19 protein-coding genes are annotated in these 17,770 nt (G+C 66.0%); 8 read left to right on the forward strand and 11 right to left on the reverse strand.

Annotated features, from left to right (window positions below):
- Positions 1 to 30: 30 nt before the first annotated feature.
- From ACT2B0_RS15330 to ACT2B0_RS15345, 4 genes are read right to left on the reverse strand one after another with little or no spacing between them, the layout of a single operon-like run.
- Positions 31 to 1,071 carry an alcohol dehydrogenase catalytic domain-containing protein gene (locus ACT2B0_RS15330; protein ID WP_473458909.1) on the reverse strand — a complete coding sequence of 347 codons (1,041 nt, stop codon included), beginning with the start codon at positions 1,069 to 1,071 and terminating at the stop codon, positions 31 to 33.
- The gene (locus ACT2B0_RS15335; protein ID WP_473458911.1) at positions 1,068 to 2,051 is read right to left on the reverse strand and encodes an NADPH:quinone oxidoreductase family protein; all 984 of its coding nucleotides are present in this window, start codon (positions 2,049 to 2,051) and stop codon (positions 1,068 to 1,070) included. The genes ACT2B0_RS15330 and ACT2B0_RS15335 overlap by 4 nt, the downstream gene beginning before the upstream one ends.
- 7 nt (positions 2,052 to 2,058) lie before the next feature.
- Complete coding sequence (locus ACT2B0_RS15340) at positions 2,059 to 3,297, reverse strand: acyl-CoA dehydrogenase family protein (RefSeq protein ID WP_473458913.1); 1,239 nt, start codon at positions 3,295 to 3,297, stop codon at positions 2,059 to 2,061.
- Positions 3,294 to 3,938: a TetR family transcriptional regulator gene (locus ACT2B0_RS15345; protein ID WP_473458915.1), complete on the reverse strand. Its 645-nt coding sequence runs from the start codon at positions 3,936 to 3,938 to the stop codon at positions 3,294 to 3,296. The genes ACT2B0_RS15340 and ACT2B0_RS15345 overlap by 4 nt, the downstream gene beginning before the upstream one ends.
- Before the next feature lie 144 nt (positions 3,939 to 4,082).
- Between ACT2B0_RS15345 and ACT2B0_RS15350 the strand changes: the two genes are divergently transcribed.
- The 5 genes from ACT2B0_RS15350 to ACT2B0_RS15370 all read left to right on the forward strand — a co-directional run bounded on the left by ACT2B0_RS15350 (position 4,083) and on the right by ACT2B0_RS15370 (position 7,662).
- Positions 4,083 to 4,904, forward strand: coding sequence for an SDR family oxidoreductase (locus tag ACT2B0_RS15350; protein WP_473458917.1), 822 nt, complete (start codon positions 4,083 to 4,085; stop codon positions 4,902 to 4,904).
- Positions 4,905 to 4,914: 10 nt separating this feature from the next.
- Positions 4,915 to 5,409: a MaoC family dehydratase gene (locus ACT2B0_RS15355; protein ID WP_473458919.1), complete on the forward strand. Its 495-nt coding sequence runs from the start codon at positions 4,915 to 4,917 to the stop codon at positions 5,407 to 5,409.
- Positions 5,406 to 6,440 (forward strand): phosphotransferase family protein, encoded by a 1,035-nt coding sequence (locus ACT2B0_RS15360; RefSeq protein ID WP_473458921.1) that lies wholly within the window; start codon positions 5,406 to 5,408, stop codon positions 6,438 to 6,440. The genes ACT2B0_RS15355 and ACT2B0_RS15360 overlap by 4 nt, the downstream gene beginning before the upstream one ends.
- Positions 6,440 to 7,216 carry an SDR family NAD(P)-dependent oxidoreductase gene (locus tag ACT2B0_RS15365; RefSeq protein WP_473458923.1) on the forward strand — a complete coding sequence of 259 codons (777 nt, stop codon included), beginning with the start codon at positions 6,440 to 6,442 and terminating at the stop codon, positions 7,214 to 7,216. Before ACT2B0_RS15360 ends, ACT2B0_RS15365 begins: the two co-directional genes overlap by 1 nt.
- Positions 7,217 to 7,308: 92 nt before the next feature.
- Positions 7,309 to 7,662, forward strand: coding sequence for a YciI family protein (locus ACT2B0_RS15370; RefSeq protein ID WP_473458925.1), 354 nt, complete (start codon positions 7,309 to 7,311; stop codon positions 7,660 to 7,662).
- On the opposite strand, the gene ACT2B0_RS15375 is transcribed toward ACT2B0_RS15370, so the two are convergent.
- From ACT2B0_RS15375 to ACT2B0_RS15405, 7 genes are all read right to left on the reverse strand, one after another.
- Positions 7,652 to 8,596, reverse strand: coding sequence for a fatty acid desaturase (locus tag ACT2B0_RS15375; RefSeq protein WP_473458927.1), 945 nt, complete (start codon positions 8,594 to 8,596; stop codon positions 7,652 to 7,654). The two genes, ACT2B0_RS15370 and ACT2B0_RS15375, sit on opposite strands and share 11 nt — an antisense overlap.
- 28 nt (positions 8,597 to 8,624) lie before the next feature.
- Positions 8,625 to 9,188: a sarcosine oxidase subunit gamma gene (locus ACT2B0_RS15380; RefSeq protein ID WP_473458929.1), complete on the reverse strand. Its 564-nt coding sequence runs from the start codon at positions 9,186 to 9,188 to the stop codon at positions 8,625 to 8,627.
- Positions 9,181 to 12,171 (reverse strand): sarcosine oxidase subunit alpha, encoded by a 2,991-nt coding sequence (locus tag ACT2B0_RS15385; RefSeq protein WP_473458931.1) that lies wholly within the window; start codon positions 12,169 to 12,171, stop codon positions 9,181 to 9,183. The genes ACT2B0_RS15380 and ACT2B0_RS15385 overlap by 8 nt, the downstream gene beginning before the upstream one ends.
- Positions 12,171 to 12,491, reverse strand: coding sequence for a sarcosine oxidase subunit delta (locus ACT2B0_RS15390; RefSeq protein ID WP_473458933.1), 321 nt, complete (start codon positions 12,489 to 12,491; stop codon positions 12,171 to 12,173). The genes ACT2B0_RS15385 and ACT2B0_RS15390 overlap by 1 nt, the downstream gene beginning before the upstream one ends.
- Before the next feature lie 13 nt (positions 12,492 to 12,504).
- Complete coding sequence (locus tag ACT2B0_RS15395) at positions 12,505 to 12,927, reverse strand: hypothetical protein (RefSeq protein WP_473458935.1); 423 nt, start codon at positions 12,925 to 12,927, stop codon at positions 12,505 to 12,507.
- 2 nt (positions 12,928 to 12,929) lie between these two features.
- Positions 12,930 to 14,183 carry a sarcosine oxidase subunit beta gene (locus ACT2B0_RS15400; protein ID WP_348414231.1) on the reverse strand — a complete coding sequence of 418 codons (1,254 nt, stop codon included), beginning with the start codon at positions 14,181 to 14,183 and terminating at the stop codon, positions 12,930 to 12,932.
- A 211-nt stretch (positions 14,184 to 14,394) separates the two neighbouring features.
- Positions 14,395 to 15,498, reverse strand: a complete 1,104-nt coding sequence (locus tag ACT2B0_RS15405) for an AraC family transcriptional regulator (protein ID WP_473458937.1) — start codon at positions 15,496 to 15,498, stop codon at positions 14,395 to 14,397.
- A 56-nt stretch (positions 15,499 to 15,554) separates the two neighbouring features.
- On the opposite strand from ACT2B0_RS15405, the gene ACT2B0_RS15410 reads away from it, so the two are divergent.
- The 3 genes from ACT2B0_RS15410 to ACT2B0_RS15420 all read left to right on the forward strand — a co-directional run bounded on the left by ACT2B0_RS15410 (position 15,555) and on the right by ACT2B0_RS15420 (position 17,746).
- On the forward strand, positions 15,555 to 16,346 hold the full coding sequence (locus ACT2B0_RS15410) for a class I SAM-dependent methyltransferase (protein ID WP_473458939.1): 792 nt from the start codon (positions 15,555 to 15,557) through the stop codon (positions 16,344 to 16,346).
- 183 nt (positions 16,347 to 16,529) lie between these two features.
- Positions 16,530 to 16,763: a 30S ribosomal protein S21 gene (gene rpsU / locus ACT2B0_RS15415; protein WP_348414228.1), complete on the forward strand. Its 234-nt coding sequence runs from the start codon at positions 16,530 to 16,532 to the stop codon at positions 16,761 to 16,763.
- A 140-nt stretch (positions 16,764 to 16,903) separates the two neighbouring features.
- Complete coding sequence (locus ACT2B0_RS15420) at positions 16,904 to 17,746, forward strand: tetratricopeptide repeat protein (RefSeq protein WP_473458941.1); 843 nt, start codon at positions 16,904 to 16,906, stop codon at positions 17,744 to 17,746.
- Positions 17,747 to 17,770 lie beyond the last annotated feature (24 nt).

Below are 17,770 nucleotides of genomic sequence, written 5' to 3' on the forward strand. Positions count from 1 at the left end.
TCCCCGCAAGCAAACTCGCCAACTCTTTCCTCAGGGCGCGATAAACACCTTGCCGTTCGGCTTGGCGAGTTCGCCCGGCACGCGCGCGATAGCCTCGTCAAGCGGCACGATCGCCGTGACATCGGTCGACCAACGTCCGTCTGCGAAGCGTTTTTGCGCCTCCATGACGACCGCGACCCTGCTTTCGGGGGCGGCGCCGCGTAGCCAATTCGTCAGCCAGAAACCTTCGATGCGCTTATGCATGAAGATCAATTGACCGGGCTCCGGGATCGGCGTCGTCTCCGTGTCGAGCCGCCCATAAACGATCCAGCGCGCCCGTTTCGGCATGGCGTTGAAAATCCGGCCGGCAAGGGGGCCGGTCACCGCGTCGAGAAGAATCCGCGGCTGCTCCTTTTTCATCACCGCCTTCAATGCGGCATCGAAATCGGGCGCGGAGGCGTTGAGTACATGTGCCGCCCCGGCCTTTTCGAGCAGTGGGATCTGGTCGTCGCGGCGCACGATGGCGATCGGCCGATAGCCCTCCTCGGCCGCCACGCCCATGATCAGCTTGCACAGCTGGCTCGCCGCGGCCGTCAGCACGAAGGCCTTTTCGCCTTCTTCCTTGACGATCCCGAACATGGCGAGCGCGGTCAACGGGTTGACGATCATCGCCGCGCCGTCGACGTCGTTGACGCCATCGATCAGCGGAATGCAGGCCGCCGCCTCGGCGACCGCGTATTCGGCCCACGAACCCCAGTTCGACAGGCCGGTGGGAAAGGCGACGCGCGCGCCGACGAGCTTCTGCGCGGCGGCGTCCGAACCGGCCGCCACCACCTCGCCGACTCCTTCGAACCCCGCCGGCTGTCCCTTGTGGCGCGGCTGGCCATAGAGCCCCTTGACGAACATGACGTCCGACGGGTTGATCGCCGCCGTGCGAACCTTCACCAATACCTGGCTCGGGCCGGGCTCGGGCACGCCGATTTCGCTCAATTCGACGAAGGAGCCCATGTCGGCAAGCGAGGCGTCCGACGGTTCGGCGGAATAGCCGTCATGTTTGAGCAAAAGCGCCTTCATCGTGGCTGGTACCGTCATGCGCCGTGCCTTTCGGGTTTCAGGATGAGCTTGCCGGCCGCGCCTCGGTTCATCACCCGCGCAAGCACCGCCGGGGCCTCCGCGAGGCGGTATTCGCCCTCGATTACCGGCTTGACCTTGCCGTCCAGATACCAGCCGACCAGTTCGCGCATGTTCGCGGCGTAGGCGGCGGGCTCCTTTGCTGTGAACGCGCCCCAGAAGACGCCGACGACGCTGAACCCCTTGACCAGGGCCAGATTGACCGGGAAGTTCGGGATCGTGCCGGAGGCGAAGCCGATCACCAGCAACCGGCCGCCCCAGCCCATGGCGCGGGCCAGCGCGTCGAAAGCCTCGCCGCCGACCGGGTCGTAACCGACATCGACCCCCTTGCCGCCAGTCGCCTCCTTCAACGCTTCTTTCAGATTGTCGTAGCCGAGCACGATGTCGGCGCCGGCCTCGCCGGCGATCCGACGTTTGTCCGCGCTCGAGGCGACGGCGATCACGCGCGCGCCCATCGCCTTGCCGATCTGCACGGCCGCAAGCCCCGTCGCACCGGCGGCGCCGAGCACGCACAAGGTTTCGCCCGCCGCCAGCTTGCCGCGCTGCTTGAGCGCGTGGTGCGACGTCCCGAAGCCGCACAACAGCGCGCAGGCGTCTTCGTTGCTCATCTCATCGGGCAACGGCATCACCGCGTCCTCGTGGGCGGCGACCTTTTCAGCATAGGCGCCGAGCGAGGAGACGGACGCGACCCGGTCGCCGACCTTGACTCTGCTCACCGCATCGCCGACCGCCGCCACCGTGCCCGCCACCTCCATGCCCGGCACAAACGGCACCGGCGGCTTCATCTGATAAAGCCCCTGCACGAGCAGCCCGTCGGGATAGTTGACGCCGATCGCCTCGGCCTCGATCACCACCATATGGCCGCTCGCCTCCGGCTCCGGCCAGTCGGCATATTCGAGCCGGTCGAGCGGGGCGAAATCGCGGGCAACGATCGCTTTCATGTCGCCGTCACACCTTTTCCTGCGTGTATTTCTTCAATTCGACCCGTGCCACCTGCCGGCGATGCACCGCGTCCGGTCCGTCGGCAAGGCGCAGCGTGCGCAAATGCGTCCACGAGCGCGCGAGCGGCGTGTCCTGGCTGATGCCCTGGCCGCCGAACATCTGGATCGCCTCGTCGGTCACTTTCAGCGCCACCCTGGGCGCGACCACCTTGATCTGGCTGATCCAGGGCGCGGCGGCGCGCGGGTCGCCCTGATCCATCATCCAGGCGGCCTTGAGACACAATAGCCGCGCCATTTCGATCTCCATCCGGCATTCGGCGATGATGTCGTAATTGGCGCCGAGCTGGGCAAGCGGTTTGCCGAACGCCTCGCGGCGCATGGAGCGCCGGCACATCCGCTCCAGCGCCATCTCGGCCTGGCCGATGGCGCGCATGCAATGGTGGATGCGGCCGGGTCCGAGCCGGCCCTGCGCGATCTCAAAGCCGCGCCCCTCGCCGAGAATGAGGTTTTCGGCCGGAACGCGGACGTTCTCGAATTTGAGATGGAGATGGCCGTGCGGCGCGTCGTCCTCGCCATAGACATGCATCGCCCTGAGCTTGGTTATGCCGGGCGTATCGGCCGGCACGAGGATCATGGAATGGCGCTGATGTTTCGGCCCGTCCTCGGCCGTCTTCACCATCACCACATAGATCGCGCAACGCGGATCGCCGGCACCCGACGACCACCACTTCTCGCCGTTGAGCACGTAGTCGGCGCCGTCGCGCTCGCAGCGCATGGCGATGTTGGTGGCATCGGATGAGGCGACGTCGGGTTCGGTCATCAGATAGGCCGAGCGGATACGGCCCTCCAGCAGCGGCGCCAGCCATGTGCGCTTGTGGTCCTCGGAACCGTAGCGCTCCAGCACCTCCATATTGCCGGTATCGGGCGCGGAGCAGTTGAACGTCTCCGCCCCAAGATGCGCCTTGCCCATCTCCTCGGCGAGATAGGCATATTCGACGGTCGACAGGCCGTAGCCGCGGCTGGAATCGGTCAGCCAGAAATTCCACAAGCCACGCTCGCGCGCCCTGGATTTCAGGCCTTCCAGGATTTCGGTCTGGCGCGCCGTATAGGCCCACCGGTCGCCGTTCTTGCCGACTTCGGCCAGAAACTCCTCGTCGAGCGGCACAATCTCTTCGCGGACCATGCGCGCGACCTTGTCGTGGATCGGCTTCAGCCGCTCGGTCATGCCGAGCTCCATGGTGCTCATATCGGGTTTTCCTGTGTTCCACGCAGCCCGCCCTGGGCGAAATCCACCACCTGGCGGGCTATCGTCTCGATATCGGAGCGGGTCTCGCCGACACGCGGCGAATACCAGAAGATCGGTGAATTGAGCGTCATGAACATCAACTGATTGGCGATGCTCATGTCGTCGAACCGGAATACGCCCTCCTCGCGCCCCTGCAGCAACGTTTCGCGAAACAGCCTGCCATAGGTGCTGCGATATTCCAGCAACTCGTTGAAAACCTCGCGCTGGGCGGGCGTGGTCGCGCCGCGCAGATGCATTTCCACCCCGATCCACACCGCGCGCTGGAACGGTTTGGTGTCGATCATCTGCAGCACATGCACCATCGCCATCTTGCGCCAGCGCGGCAGCGCCGGACCCGGCAGGTGGCGGTAGGGTTCGACGGCCTGGTAGTTCATGTCCATGCCGGCGCGGAAGACCTCGGCGAACAGATCGGCCTTGGACGGAAAATGATGATAGATCCGGCCCTTCGTGGCACCGAGACTGCGCGCCACGTCGTCGATCGACGTGCTGGCGTAGCCGCGTTCCATGAAACAGGTCGCCGCGGCACGCAAGATGTCGGCACGTGAACTGTCGACAACCGGTTCGCGAACGCCAAGCGACATTGCCGGCATGACCTCCCTAGTCCGCCCTCTTATCGTATCGGTTCATGACCGATGGGCTCTTTACTGGCAGCACAATGATGAACATACTACTGAGTATGTTGTCAATGCGGGCTCGCACGGACGGTTCGCGAAAGGGGGAGGACGATGGCTTATCTGGAGGAACTGTTCTCGGTTGCCGGCAAGCGCGCCCTGATTACCGGCGCCGCGAGCGGCATCGGCCGCATGGCGGCGACCGCGCTGGTGCGCGCGGGCGCCCATGTCTACATCGCTTCGCGACGGCCGGAAGAATGCCAGAAGGTGGCCGGCGAACTGAACGCGCTCGGCGCTGAAGGCACCGCCGAGGGTTTCGCCGGCGATGTCGGCAGCGAAGACGGGGTGGACGCGCTCGCCGCGGCGGTGCGGGCTCGCACCGACCATCTGCACATCCTGATCAACAATGCCGGGCTGAGCTGGGGGGAGCCGCTGGATACTTTTCCCTATCACGCCTGGGCCCGGGTTTTGAACGTCAACGTGACCGGTCTGTTTCACCTGACTCGCAATCTCCTGCCACTGCTCGAACACGCCGCGCGCGACGACGACCCGGCCCGCGTCATCAATCTCGGATCGGTGATGGGCACCCAGCCGATCGCCGACGGGGCTTATTCCTACACCGCCTCAAAGGCCGCCGTGCATCATCTGACGCGGACCCTGGCCTGCGAACTCGCCGGCCGGCGCATCACCGTCAATGCCTTCGCGCCTGGCCCGTTCCAGAGCCGGATGACGGCGTTCGCCACCGACACCGATGAAAAGGCCGCCAGGGTCGGAAGCCGCGTGCCGTTGGGAAGAATCGGCAACCCGGATGACATTGCCGGCGCAACGCTTTATCTGTGCGCAAAGGCTGGGCGTTATGTCACCGGCGCAATCCTGCCGATTGACGGCGGGCAGTCGGTCCAGCATGGCATGTCTCTGTTCAAGGAACCGGATTGATACGCGACTGATGAGCAAGGAACCGCTGCAACCCGTCGACACCGACCATCTGACCGCCGTGATCGGGACCGAAATCGGCATCTCGCCGTGGCGAACGGTTTCGCAACGCATGATCGACCAGTTCGCCGACGCCACCGACGATCACCAGTTCATCCATGTCGACCCCGAGCGGGCGGCGAACGAGACGCCCTATGGCGGCACCATCGCGCACGGTTTTCTATCGCTGTCGCTGCTGTCCGCGCTTGCCTACGAGACGCTTCCCCCGCTCAAGAATACCGTGATCGGCATCAATTACGGTTTCGATCAGGTCCGCTTCAAGGCGCCGGTCAAGGCCGGCGCGCGCGTGCGGGCGCGGTTTTTCCTCGCCAATGCCAATATTCGCCCCTCCGGCTGGGTCGAGATCGCCTATGACGTGACGATCGAGATCGAAAACGCGAAAAAACCGGCCCTGACGGCGCGCTGGCTCACTCTTTCCCAGCTTCAAAAACTGGACAAGGCGTCGTGAGCGACCCGAACGACCTCGACGCCGCTGCGCTCGCCCCCTATCTCGAGGAGCAGGTTGCGGGGTTCGAGGGGCTCGAAGAAATCGAGAAATTCCAGACCGGACAGTCCAATCCGACCTATTTGATCAGCGCCAGATCCGGCCGCTATGTGCTGCGCGCCAAGCCGCCGGGCACGCTGCTGAAATCGGCGCACCAGGTCGACCGCGAATTCCGGGTCATGGCCGCGCTCGGCAAAACCGGCTTCCCGGTCCCCAAAGTGCTCCATCTGTCGCCGGAACAGTCGCCGATCGGGCGCATGTTCTACGTGATGGACTACATCGAAGGCCGGATCTTCTGGGACCCGGCCCTGCCGGAGGCCACGGATAATGGCGAGCGTTCGGCGATCTACGATGCGATGAACGCCACGCTCGCAACACTCCACGACATCGATATCGACAAGGCCGGGCTTTCGGATTTCGGCCGGCCCGGCAGTTATTTCGAACGCCAGTACGGCCGCTGGAGCAGCCAGTACCGGGCCTCCGCCACCGACAAGGTGGAGCCGATGGAGCGGCTGATGGCCTGGCTCGCCGAGGCCCAGCCCGCCGATGACGGCCAGGTCTCGCTCGTTCATGGCGACTTCCGGCTCGACAACATGATGTTCGCGCCGGACCGGCCCGTCGTACTCGCGGTGCTGGACTGGGAGCTCTCCACGCTCGGCCACCCGCTGGCCGATCTGGCCTATCAGTGCATGCAGTGGCGTCTGCCGCACAGTTCCGGCTTTCGCGGCCTCGGCGGCGTCGACCGCGCCGCCCTCGGCATTCCGAGCGAGGAGGATTATGTCGCGCGCTATTGCGAACGCCGCTGCATCGGCGCGATCGACGACTGGACCTATTATCTCGCCTTTTCCTTCTTCCGGCTGGCCGCGATCTGCCAGGGCGTCTACAAGCGCGCCCTCGACGGCAACGCCTCGAATCCGGACAAGGCGCGCAAATACGGCGAGGCCGTCCGGCTGCTTGCCAGCCTCGCGATGAAACGGGTGGACGGAGGAGTATGATGGCGCGGTTTTCCGATCAGGTCGTGCTCGTCACCGGCGCCACCGGCGGCTTCGGCCGCCGCACGGTCGAACGCCTGGCCGAGGACGGCGCCATGCTGGTGCTGTCGGATGTCGACGAGACCAGCCTGGCCGAATTCGCTAACTCGCTCTCCTGCCAGACCGCGGCGCTGGCCGGCGACATTGCCGAAGAGAGCCTGTCGCAACGATTGGTGGCGCTCGCCGTCGAACGATTCGGCCGGCTCGACATCGCCATCAACAATGCCGGCATCGCGCAAAGCTATGTCAAGCTTGCGAGCGTGCCGAGCGAGGAGGCTCGACGCATCATCGACATCGATCTGATGGGCGTGTTTTTTGCCATGAAGCACCAGCTCCCGCAGATGGAACGACAGCGGCGCGCCACGGGCCGGGCCGGCGCAATCGTTAACATCGCCTCGGTCGCCGGCGTCGCCGGCGCCCCGCGCCTTTCCGTCTATGCCGCGGCCAAGCACGGCGTCGTCGGACTTACCCGCTCGGGCGCGGCCGAATATGCCGCCAAGGGGATTCGCGTCAACGCGGTCTGCCCCTCCTATGCCCGCACCAACATGGTGCAGGATTTCGTCAGGATGACCGGACTTGGCGAAGACGAGGCGATCGAGCAACTGACCCGGGGCGTGCCGATGAAACGCGTCGCCGAAATCGACGAGGTGGTGGAGGTGATCCTGTTCGCCGCCGACCCGAAAAACAGCTTCATGACCGGCCACACGCTTTCCGTCGACGGCGGCATCGCCGCGTTGTGATCTTGTCGCCGGCGACGCCGTCAGGAGCCGCCCGAGCGCACCCGTAGCAACGGCCATGGTTCGCCCTAACGGGGCGGCGATAGGAGGATAAGATGCAGTTTGCCCTGCTTTGCTACCACTCTCAGGCCCAAACCAGTTGCCTAAGCGACGAGGATGAGGCGGCTATGATGGCACGTGTGCGCGCGGCCGAGGACAAGATCCGCAGCAAGGCCCGGATCGGACCGAGCCTGCGCCTCAAGCCGACGACGACGGCGCATTTCGTCAAGGCCGGCAATGACCCGATGGTGGTCGACGGCCCCTATGCCGAGACCAAGGAACAATTGCTCGGCTTCTGGATCATCGAGTGCGACACGCTCGACGAAGCGATCGAGGCCGGCAAGCATCTGGCACGCGAGCGCGAGGTCGGCGGCATTGAGGTGCGCCCGCTGCTCGCCTTCAATCCCTGACATCCGCGGCACGGCCGCCATCGCCAGAGCCGCGCAAGCCACCCACATAGCGGGCGTGAAAGCGGCGATAGCCGTTTTCCGTTACCTTGAGATGCGCGCGGGCCAGGGCGTGGAAGTGCGGCAGCTTGTGGAACGGCACCGCGGGATAGGCGTGGTGCTCGGCGTGATAGGGCATGTTCCAGGCGATCCAGCGCACCAGGCGGTTGGTGTAGGTGGTGCGGGTGTTTTCCAGCATGTTGGCCACGAACGGACAGCGCCCGTGCTCGGCGAGCAGATAAAGCCGCAGGAAGGGCTGACCGACCACAGCCGGAATCACCCAGATAAATAGGAAGACGTCCGACCCAGCGGCAATCGACAGCCCGGCCAGCAAGCCATATAGCGCCAGCGTGACGCGCGCCTCGCGCACCACCCGGCCCCTGGCATTGCCGGGCACGAAATCGCCGTCGACGCGGCCGGCCGCGTTGCGCGCCAGGGTGATCGCCAGCGACCACCACAGCGGCAGGCCCGACACATGCACCACATACCCGCCCAGGCTTTCGGGTTTCGGCGCGGCAAGCTCGGGATCGCGTCTTGGGTCCTGCGTGTGGCGATGATGGGCGAAATGGAAATAGCGAAACCAGGTGGCCGGGATCGCGATCAAGAAGCCGCAGATTTGCGCGACCCGCTGGTTGAGCCAGCCGGTGCGAAAGGCGGTGCCGTGGATGGTTTCGTGCTCGAGCGTGAACAGGAACACGATCAGGATACCCTGGATCGGCACCAGCACCGACCACAACGGCGCCCGCGCCGCAATCAGCAGGCCGAGCCCGGCGATCGACCCGAAATGTACACAAAGCCGCACGATCCCCGGCCGGTCGGATTTTTCGGTGAGCGCGCGGCGTTGCGCGCGCGACAGCGCGGCAAGCAGCTGACGATGATCGAGGCGGGCGTCGTGCATGAAGACCGGTCCGATTGCCGGACAAAGCCTACACGTCGCGCGCCGCCTCGGCCAGAAACGCGTAGGCGTACTCGGCGAAGGAACGCCACACCTCGACGTGGAAGGTCTGTTCGCCGGTGCGCCACAGCACGATCTCGACCTTGCCCAGAACCGTACGCGAACAGGCCCCGACCGGAAAGGCGGCAAGTGACAAATCCTGCGGGCAGCCGGCGGCAAGACAGGCCTCCGCGCCTTCGCCGGCGACCAGGATCGCGACGTTGCGATGCGACACGTCGACGGCCGAATGGAGCGCCTTCGCCCGGCCGGCGGCGGCCGGCAGATCGGCGCCGTCATCGTCGATCACCAACCATTCGTCCGGCCCCAGCCACAATGCGGCCCGGCCGCCGGATTTCGCCCGCGCCGACGTTTTCGGTTTGCGCGGAACGCTGACGCCGAGCGCCCGCGAGACCGAGTTGAGGGCGTCATCACCCGCGCGTAGCGCAAGCCGCGCCGCCGGCGGTCCAGGCGTGACACTGACGTGCTCGCGCGTCGTCGACAGCCCGGCCAGCCTTTCGCGGCGCACCGCCGGTTCCTTGCTCGCCGCGTCAGCCATGCACGCGCTCCCCTTGTTCGTCGAAAAAGACGGTCGATCCGATCTCCGCCGCGATCGCCCCGCCTGGCATCGGCACATGAACGGTTTCGCCCATCCGCGCGCGGCCGCCCTCAATCAGGGCAAGTGCGATCGAGCGGCCGCAATTCTGCGACCAATAGGACGATGTGACGTGGCCGATCATCGTCATCGGCACTGCCTGTTCCGGGTCGGCGACGATCTGCGCGCCCTCCTCCAGGACGACGTTCGGATCCCGGGTTCTCAGGCCGACGAGCTGCTTGCGCCCGGCGGCCACCAGGTCGGGCCGCTCCAGGCCGCGTATGCCGACGAAATCGGTCTTCTTCTTGCCGATCGCCCAGGCGAGACCGGCATCGTCGGGCGTCACCGTGCCGTCGGTGTCCTGGCCGACGATGATGAACCCCTTTTCGGCGCGCAGGACATGCATGGTCTCGGTGCCGTAGGCGCAGGCGCCGTGCTTTTCGGCCTCGGTCCACAGCGCCTCCCAGACCGCCTCGCCATAATCGGCCGGAACATTGACCTCGAAGCCCAGTTCGCCGGAAAACGACATGCGAAAGAGTCGGGCCGGCACGCCGCAGACCCGCCCCTCGCGCACCGACATGTGCGGCAAGGCGGCCTCGGATAGGTCGATGCCCTCGACGAACGGCGCGATGATGTCGCGCGATTTCGGCCCCTGGACGGCGATCACAGCCCATTGTTCCGACACCGAGGTCAGCCACACCTTGAGATGCGGGAACTCGGTCTGGAGATAGTCCTCCATGTGATTGAGCACCCGCGCCGCGCCGCCGGTCGTGGTGGTGACGTGGAACCGATCTGGCGCCAGCCGTCCGACGACGCCGTCATCGTAGACAAAACCGTCCTCGCGCAGCATCACGCCGTAGCGGCAACGGCCCGGCTCCAGCTTCTGCCAGGGATTGGTGTAAAGCAGCTCCATGAAGGCCGCTGCGTCCGGGCCGACCACCTCGATCTTGCCGAGCGTGGAGGCGTCGAACAGGCCGGCAGCCTGCCGCACCGTGGCGCATTCGCGGTTGACCGCCTCGTGCATGTCCTCGCCCGGGCGCGGATAATACCAAGGCCGTTTCCACTGGCCGACATCCTCGAACACCGCCCGGTGCTTTTCGTGCCAGTCATGCATGGCGGTTTTGCGCGTCGGGTCGAACAGCGCCCCGCGCGCCTGATTGACGAGCGCGCCGAAAGTGACCGGCGTATAGGGCGGACGAAACGTGGTCAGCCCAACCTCGGGCATCTCCTTGCCGAGCGCCTCGGCGGCGATCGCCAGCCCGTGCATGTTCGACGTCTTGCCCTGATCGGTGGCCATGCCGTTGGTCGTGAAGCGCTTGACGTGCTCGATCGAACGCATGCCCTCGCGCACCGCCTGGCGGATATCCTTGGCCGTGACGTCGTTCTGGAAATCGACGAACGCCTTCACCGCCGCGTCGGCGCCGGCGCCCGGCGCGGCGCCGGGCATGCCGCCCGCCCAGCCCTCCGACGCGTCGACCCTTGGCGCCCTGGCCGCCTTGGCCCTGGCGCCCGTCACCCGGCCGGCCCGTTCGCCAGCTGCGGCCGCTTCCTTCAGCACGGCGGCCAGGTCGTCCGTGCCGTTGCAGGCGCCGACCGAAACGCAGTCCTGCGGATAGGCATCAGGCAGGAAACGCTGCGAGGACGCATCGAAGGCGACCTTGCCGCGCGACTGCGAATAAAGATGAACCGAGGGCGTCCAGCCGGACGAGGTCAGGAGCGCGTCGATCGCGATCCGGCGCGACGGCCCGCCGGTGCGCGGCGCAACCGTCATGGAGCGGACCCGTGTACGGCCGTCGACACCGATGACGGCCCGGCCCGGCAAGACGTCGATGCCGATCCCGCGCGCCTCCTCGTAGAGGGCGCCCTTCGGTCTCTCGCGCAGATCGACGATCGCCGCGATCGCCACGCCGGCCCGTTTCAGGTCGATCGCCGCCGCATAGGCGGAACTGTTGCCGGCGTACACGCCGACATTGCGGCCCACGCTGACCCCGTAATGGTTGAGATAGGTGCGCGCGGCGGAGGCGAGCATGATGCCGGGCCGGTCATTGTCGGCAAACACCATGTGCCGCTCGATCGCGCCGGTCGCCAGCACCACCCGCCTGGCCCGCACCTGCCACAGGCGCTCGCGCGGCCGGCCGGCCGGGTCGGCCAGATGATCGCCGACGCGCTCGGCGAGCGCGACGAAGTTCTGGGCGTAATAGCCGAACGCGGTCGTGCGCGTCAGCACGCGCACATTGTCCATGCCGGCGAGCCGGACCACGGCCTTTTGCGCCCAGGCCCAGCCTTCCTCGCCGTCGATGCGCGCGCCGCTTTCAAACCGCATCGCCCCGCCGGGCGCGGCCTGCTCGTCGCAGATGATGACCCGCACGCCGGTCTCTGCCGCGGCAAGCGCCGCCGCAAGCCCGGCCGCGCCGCCACCCACGACCAGCACCTCGCAATGCGCGTAGCGCGCGGCGTAACGGTCGGGATCGGGCTGGTCGGGGGCCACACCCAGCCCCGCCGCGGCACGGATCCCGGGTTCGTAGAGCGCCGCCCACGCCGCCTTCGGCCACATAAAGGTCTTGTAGTAGAAGCCGGCCGAGAAGAAGGGCGAGAACAGGTCGTTGACCGCGCCGACGTCGAAGGCGAGCGACGGCCAGCGGTTCTGCGACACCGCCGCCAGCCCCTCATAGACCTCCTGGACGGTGGCGCGCACGTTCGGCGTCCGGCGCGCGGCGTCACGGTAGACGCCCACAAGCGCGTTCGGCTCCTCCGCGCCTGCCGACAGGATGCCGCGCGGGCGATGATACTTGAACGACCGCCCGACCAGATGGACATCGTTGGCAAGCAGCGCGGAGGCGAGCGTATCGCCCTCCAGGCCCTGATAGGGGCGGCCGTCGAAGGAGAAGGCGAGCCGCCCGGCTGCCGAAAGCCGGCCGGTCCCGGCGATGCGATTGGCTCCGACCATCAGCCTTTGTCCTTTCCGTCCGTCGCCGCGCCGGTGACGCTGGCTGCGTCCGGCTTCTCGCCGCCCGCCTTGTAGGTGGTGTGGAACCGGTCGCTCACCGTGTCGCGCACGGCGTTGAAGAAACGCCCGCAGCCATGGATGTGGCGCCAGCGCTCATAGGCGATCCCGCGCGGATTGGTGCGGATGAAGAAATAGCCCTCGAACGCCTCGTCGCTTTCGGCGCTGATCTCGGCCGGCCGCGCGACATGCGCCTCACCGGCATGGCGGAACTCCAGTTCCGGGCGGTCTTCCTGGCAATAGGGGCAGTGAATGAGAAGCATCGCTTGCCGATCCTCACAATTCTCCCGGACCGAGCACGGTCCCGGGCGGCTGGTCGCAGAGACGTTCGCCGATCACCACATAGGGGGCAACGCGTTCGATCAGGTTCTCGATGCTGCCGGCCGGCGCAAACAGCGTCCGGTTGGCGATGTTGAGCACGGTCAGTTCGATCGGGTCGACCGAGAGGATTACATGGCGTGCGGCCTCCTCGTCGGTATCGGCCTCGTCGATGTCCTCGACAAAAATCGCCAGCGGCCGGCCGGCCGACCAGACACAGGCGATATGTCCAAATGTCACCGAGAACGGCCAGCCACGTTCCCCGTCGGTACGCGCGATCGGCTGGACGCGCACCTCGTCCTCGTTCGGAAGGTGGAAGAAGTCCTGCTCCGAGGCCAAGAGAAGCGGCATGGCCACCACGACATCGGCCAAGCGTAGCATGGTCAGTGCGCCACGGCGGCCGCGGCCGCCTCGTCGATCAGCCGTCCGGTGCGGAAGCGCTCGAGCGTGAACGGCGCGTTGATTGGGTGCGGTTCGTCGCGGGCGATGGTGTGGGCGAAAACATGTCCCGAGCCCGGCGTCGCCTTGAACCCGCCAGTGCCCCACCCGCAATTGACGTAAAGCCCCTTGACCGGTGTCTTGGCCAGGATCGGCGAGCGGTCGGGTGTCACGTCGACGATGCCGCCCCACGAGCGCAGCATCTTCATGCGCGTGAACATCGGGAACATCTCGCAGATCGCGTCGAGCGTGTGCTGGATGATGTGCAGCCCCCCGGTCTGCGAATAGGAGGTGTACTGGTCGGTGCCGGCGCCGATCACCAGCTCGCCCTTGTCGGACTGCGAGATATAGGCATGCACCGTGTTCGACATCACCACGCAGGGAAAGCACGGCTTGACCGGCTCCGAGACCAGCGCCTGCAACGGATAGCTTTCGAGCGGCATCCTGACGCCGGCCATGTCCATCAGCACGGTGGAGTGACCGGCCGCGACCACGCCGACCTTGCTGGCGCCGATAAACCCGCGCGCGGTCTCCACCCCGACGACCGCGCCGTCCGCGCCGCGACGAATGCCGGTGACCGCGCAGTTCTGGATGATGTCGACGCCGCGCGCCGCCGCGCCGCGCGCATAACCCCAGGCGACAGCGTCGTGGCGGGCGGTGCCGCCGCGCCGCTGCAGCGCCGCGCCCATTATCGGATAACGGGCGTTACCGGCAATGTTGAGCGGCGGACAGAACGCCTTGGCCGCATCCGGCGTAAGCCATTCATTGTCGACGCCGTTCAGCCGGTTGGCGTGGATATGACGTTTGAAGACCTGCACGTCGTGCACGTTGTGGGCCAGCATCATCACACCGCGCGGCGAATACATCACGTTGTAATTGAGCTCCTGGGAGAGCCCCTCCCACAGCTTCATGGCGTGGTTATAGATGCCGGCGGATTCGTCGTAGAGATAGTTGGAACGGATGATCGTCGTGTTGCGGCCGGTATTGCCGCCGCCGAGCCAGCCCTTGTCCAGCACGGCGATATTGGTGATGCCGTACTCGCTGGCCAGATAGTAGGCCGTCGCCAGGCCGTGCCCGCCGGCGCCGACGATGACGACATCGTAAGACGCCTTGGGCTCGGGCGACGACCACTGCGCCGGCCAGCCCTTGTGGCCGCGAAGCGCTTCGCGTGCGATGGCGAAAACGGAATATTTGCGCATCGGCTATCCGCCCTGGAAACTGCCCGACCACCGTTCGCGACGATGCTTCGACGCGTACCACTATCGGGTCTGCGGCCGCCGCCTTGCGCTAAATGCGACGGTGTTTGCCGTTTTGCGTCAAGCCGCGACGCCGCACCAAGGCACCGGCCGTCCTGGCCGATGGCGGCGTTTGCATCAGCGAAGCCGACGTCGGAGAGGACCAGGGCGGCCGTCACGATGCCGCGCTGCCGTTTTTGAGGCGCCAGCTGGCCGGCGAAATGCCCGCGAAGCGCTTGAACGCCCGGCTGAAAGCCGCCTCGGATTCGTAGCCGGCTTCATGCGCCACGGCGGCGATCTTCCGACTGCCGTCGGCCAAGCGCCGCGCAGCCCTCTGCATGCGCCACCGCCTCAGATATCGCATCGGCGGACAGCCGATGAGTTGCGTGAAGCGCGCTGCGAGCACCGTACGCGACACATTGGCCTCTCCGGCAAGCGCGCCCAGGGACCACGCGCGCGACGGCTCGGCATGCAGGCAAGTAAGCGCCCGGCCGACCGCCGGATCGCGCAAGCCTGCGAACCATCCGGTCTGCCCGTCGGGAAGTGCCGCCAGATAGCGCCGCAACACTTCTACAAAGATCAGCTCGCTGAGCTTCAGCCGCACGCTCTCCCCGCCCTGTCGCGAACGGCTGGCCTCCTTCAGGGTCAGGCCGATCAGCTTGTCGAGCATGTCGCCCGCTTCCGGCCGTCGGACATGCATGAAGCGCGGCAACGCCGTCAGCAGCGGATTGAACGGCTGAAGATCGCAACCCAGGAAGCCGCACACATATGTTGCACGAATTGGGCCGCCGCCGCCCTCTTCGACAACGAATGGCAGTTTGCCGTCGACCATCTCGCGGAAAAACAGCATCGACTCCTCTTCGCCGAGTTCTGGCGCCCCGTCGGGAACGCTCAGCATCGCGTAGGGATCGGCATGCGGGAATACGAGCACGTCGCCGGCTTCGAAACGTGTCGGCGCCACGCCCGGTATACGCGCCCAGCCCTCCCCTTCGATGACGATATGGTATGAAACGACATGCCGCGAACGCGGCAGGATGATCGGCGCGAACTTGCTCGCATGTGGCACCGCCACACCCCAGGGCGATGTGGCTTCGACCATGAAAAACAGCGCGCCGCTCAGTCTTATTGCCTGCAGGACGTCCGAAAGCGGATCGACCGACGTCGCTGAAAAGAGAGGAGGCGCTGTCTCCGACCGGCTTGCGGCGCGCCACAACTGATCCGCGCGGTCGCGGGACGCCGCGTCAAGAGTTCGGGACGTGCGGTCATGGGCCGCGCTCATCTCGCCACCTATCCTCGCCGCGTTGGAACGCGAACGGACTTTCCCGGAGACCGATGATGATGCGCGCAACCGCCGACCGCAACCCCGCCGCGATCTATGACGAAAAGTTTGTGCCGGCGCTTTTCGGCCCGTGGGGCGAGATCCTGGCCGATATCACCGCCATCGCAAACGGCGAGAACGTCCTCGACGTTGCTTGCGGAACCGGCGCGCTGACCGGGGTTCTCGCCGACAGGGTGGGCGCTGCGGGAAGCGTGACCGGGCTCGACATCAATCCGCAGATGCTGGCGGTCGCGCGGCACAAGCCGATGGCGGTGAACTGGGTCGAGGCGCCGGCCGAGCGCCTGCCATTTGCGGACGCCGGCTTCGACGCCGTTTTGAGCCAGTTCGGGTTCATGTTTTTCGACGACAAGGCGCTGGCTCTCGAGGAAATGTACAGGGTCTTGCGTCCGGGCGGCCGGCTGGCGGTTGCCGTGTGCGGCGCGGTCGCGGAGTCTCCCGGCTACAATGTGTTCGCCAGCCTTCTCGACCGCCTGTTTGGCAAGAGCGTCGGCGATGCCTTTCGCGCCCCTTTTGAGCTTGGCGACACAGAGAAGCTGAAAGATATCTGCGCGGCCGCCGGACTGGACGACGCACAAATCGTGGGCCGCACGGGGCGCGTCCGTTTCCGGTCGATCGAAGATCTGGTTTCGACCGAACGCGCCTGCGCCTGGACGCTGGGCGGCCTGCTAAACGACGACCAGTTCGACCTTCTACTGGGCGAATGCGAGACCGCCCTGCGGCCGTTCACGACCCTCGACGGTCGCATCGAGTTTGCCATGACCTGCCTGATCATCCTCGCGACCAAGTAGTTCTCCAGTCCCGACTTGCAGCCGGCGCGCATGCCGGGCAGCGACTTCGTGCGGCACGCATTTGTCGGTAGACAATACTTGGCGATTCTGCTATCAGCCGCTCCAATTTGCGGCGGTGTCGCTGCAGAGGCGGATAGTATTGGCTAGTCCGCCATTGTTACAACCCGACTGACAGGAACGACCGTGCAGGTACTCGTCCGCGACAACAACGTTGATCAGGCGCTTCGCGCGCTCAAGAAGAAGATGCAGCGCGAGGGCATTTTCCGCGAAATGAAAATGCGCGGGCACTACGAGAAACCTTCACAAAAGCGTGCGCGCGAGAAGGCCGAGGCGGTTCGCCGCGCTCGTAAGCTTGCTCGCAAGCGCGCTCAGCGCGAAGGACTGATGTCCGGTCCGCGTGGTGCCGTGGCGCGTTGACCGCGCCGCTATTTCGTCGATTTCCGGCGTTATGAAAGGTGGGGCGATGAGAATCGCCGCCGCCTTTTTGCGTTCGGCGGCGGGCATTATTCGGGCGTTAACAAAGCGGTTCTCAAGGACCGGACGGGGAACAAGACGGTATGCAGGCATATTCGGGCAACACTCACGAAGGGCGGAAATCGGCCACTCCCTTCGCAGCACTGGTATGCCTGGCGCTTGCGGCTTGCCAGTCGTCGGGACCCGGCGCCGAGATCGCCGCGATCGACACCGCCCAGGGCTCGGCCGAGAACATCGCCTCGCTGACGGCGGTGATCGAACGCAGCCCCAGGGATGCCCAGGCCTACAATGTGCGGGGCTCCGCCTTCGGACGCGCTGGCCGGTACCGCGAGGCGCTGGAGGATTTCGACACCGCCATCCGCCTGAACCCGTCCTACTATCAGGCCTATGCGAACCGCGCGCTCATCCACCGTTTCAAGGGCGATGACGGCAAGGCCGTGGCCGACTACAACAAGGCGCTGCAGCTCAACCCGAGCTACGATGCGGCCTATATCGGGCGCGGCAATCTTTACCGCCTGGCCGGCAGGACGCGCGAGGCGTTCGACGATTTCCAGCGCGCCATCCAGCTAGACACCACCGATCCGCGCGCCTACCACAATCGCGGCCTGCTCTATCAGGCGCAGGGCCAGCACAATCTGGCGCTCGAAGACTTCTCCGCCGCCATTTCGCTCGCGCCCAACGCGGCCGAGCCCTATAATGGCCGCGGCGTGTCCTATCTCGCCCTCGGCGATGAGGAAAACGCATTCTCCGATTTCAACACCGCCATCAAGCTCGACGGCGAGATCGCGGAAGGCTGGGCCAATCAGGCCCTGGTCTATGAGCGGCGTGGCGATATGCAAAAGGCGATACGTTCCTACCGCCAGGCGTTGAAGCTCGATCCCGAGTACGGCCCCGCAAAGGCCGGCCTCGCCCGCGTTCAAGGCTGAGCCTACGGCCGGCAGCCGCCTTGC

This window comes from Nitratireductor sp. J20-h4 (genome assembly GCF_056780505.1).

Bases quoted from the DNA above. Each gene is read 5' to 3' on its own strand.
- ACT2B0_RS15420 (WP_473458941.1), top strand. From the start codon at position 16,904: ATGCAGGCATATTCGGGCAACACTCACGAAGGGCGGAAATCGGCCACT.
- ACT2B0_RS15410 (WP_473458939.1), top strand. From the start codon at position 15,555: ATGATGCGCGCAACCGCCGACCGCAACCCCGCCGCGATCTATGACGAA.
- ACT2B0_RS15405 (WP_473458937.1), bottom strand. From the start codon at position 15,498: ATGAGCGCGGCCCATGACCGCACGTCCCGAACTCTTGACGCGGCGTCC.
- ACT2B0_RS15365 (WP_473458923.1), top strand. From the start codon at position 6,440: ATGGCGCGGTTTTCCGATCAGGTCGTGCTCGTCACCGGCGCCACCGGC.
- ACT2B0_RS15355 (WP_473458919.1), top strand. From the start codon at position 4,915: ATGAGCAAGGAACCGCTGCAACCCGTCGACACCGACCATCTGACCGCC.
- ACT2B0_RS15385 (WP_473458931.1), bottom strand. From the start codon at position 12,171: ATGGTCGGAGCCAATCGCATCGCCGGGACCGGCCGGCTTTCGGCAGCC.
- ACT2B0_RS15390 (WP_473458933.1), bottom strand. From the start codon at position 12,491: ATGCTTCTCATTCACTGCCCCTATTGCCAGGAAGACCGCCCGGAACTG.
- ACT2B0_RS15375 (WP_473458927.1), bottom strand. From the start codon at position 8,596: ATGCACGACGCCCGCCTCGATCATCGTCAGCTGCTTGCCGCGCTGTCG.
- ACT2B0_RS15330 (WP_473458909.1), bottom strand. From the start codon at position 1,071: ATGACGGTACCAGCCACGATGAAGGCGCTTTTGCTCAAACATGACGGC.
- ACT2B0_RS15370 (WP_473458925.1), top strand. From the start codon at position 7,309: ATGCAGTTTGCCCTGCTTTGCTACCACTCTCAGGCCCAAACCAGTTGC.
- ACT2B0_RS15345 (WP_473458915.1), bottom strand. From the start codon at position 3,938: ATGTCGCTTGGCGTTCGCGAACCGGTTGTCGACAGTTCACGTGCCGAC.
- ACT2B0_RS15395 (WP_473458935.1), bottom strand. From the start codon at position 12,927: ATGCTACGCTTGGCCGATGTCGTGGTGGCCATGCCGCTTCTCTTGGCC.
- ACT2B0_RS15350 (WP_473458917.1), top strand. From the start codon at position 4,083: ATGGCTTATCTGGAGGAACTGTTCTCGGTTGCCGGCAAGCGCGCCCTG.
- ACT2B0_RS15335 (WP_473458911.1), bottom strand. From the start codon at position 2,051: ATGAAAGCGATCGTTGCCCGCGATTTCGCCCCGCTCGACCGGCTCGAA.
- ACT2B0_RS15400 (WP_348414231.1), bottom strand. From the start codon at position 14,183: ATGCGCAAATATTCCGTTTTCGCCATCGCACGCGAAGCGCTTCGCGGC.
- ACT2B0_RS15340 (WP_473458913.1), bottom strand. From the start codon at position 3,297: ATGAGCACCATGGAGCTCGGCATGACCGAGCGGCTGAAGCCGATCCAC.
- ACT2B0_RS15380 (WP_473458929.1), bottom strand. From the start codon at position 9,188: ATGGCTGACGCGGCGAGCAAGGAACCGGCGGTGCGCCGCGAAAGGCTG.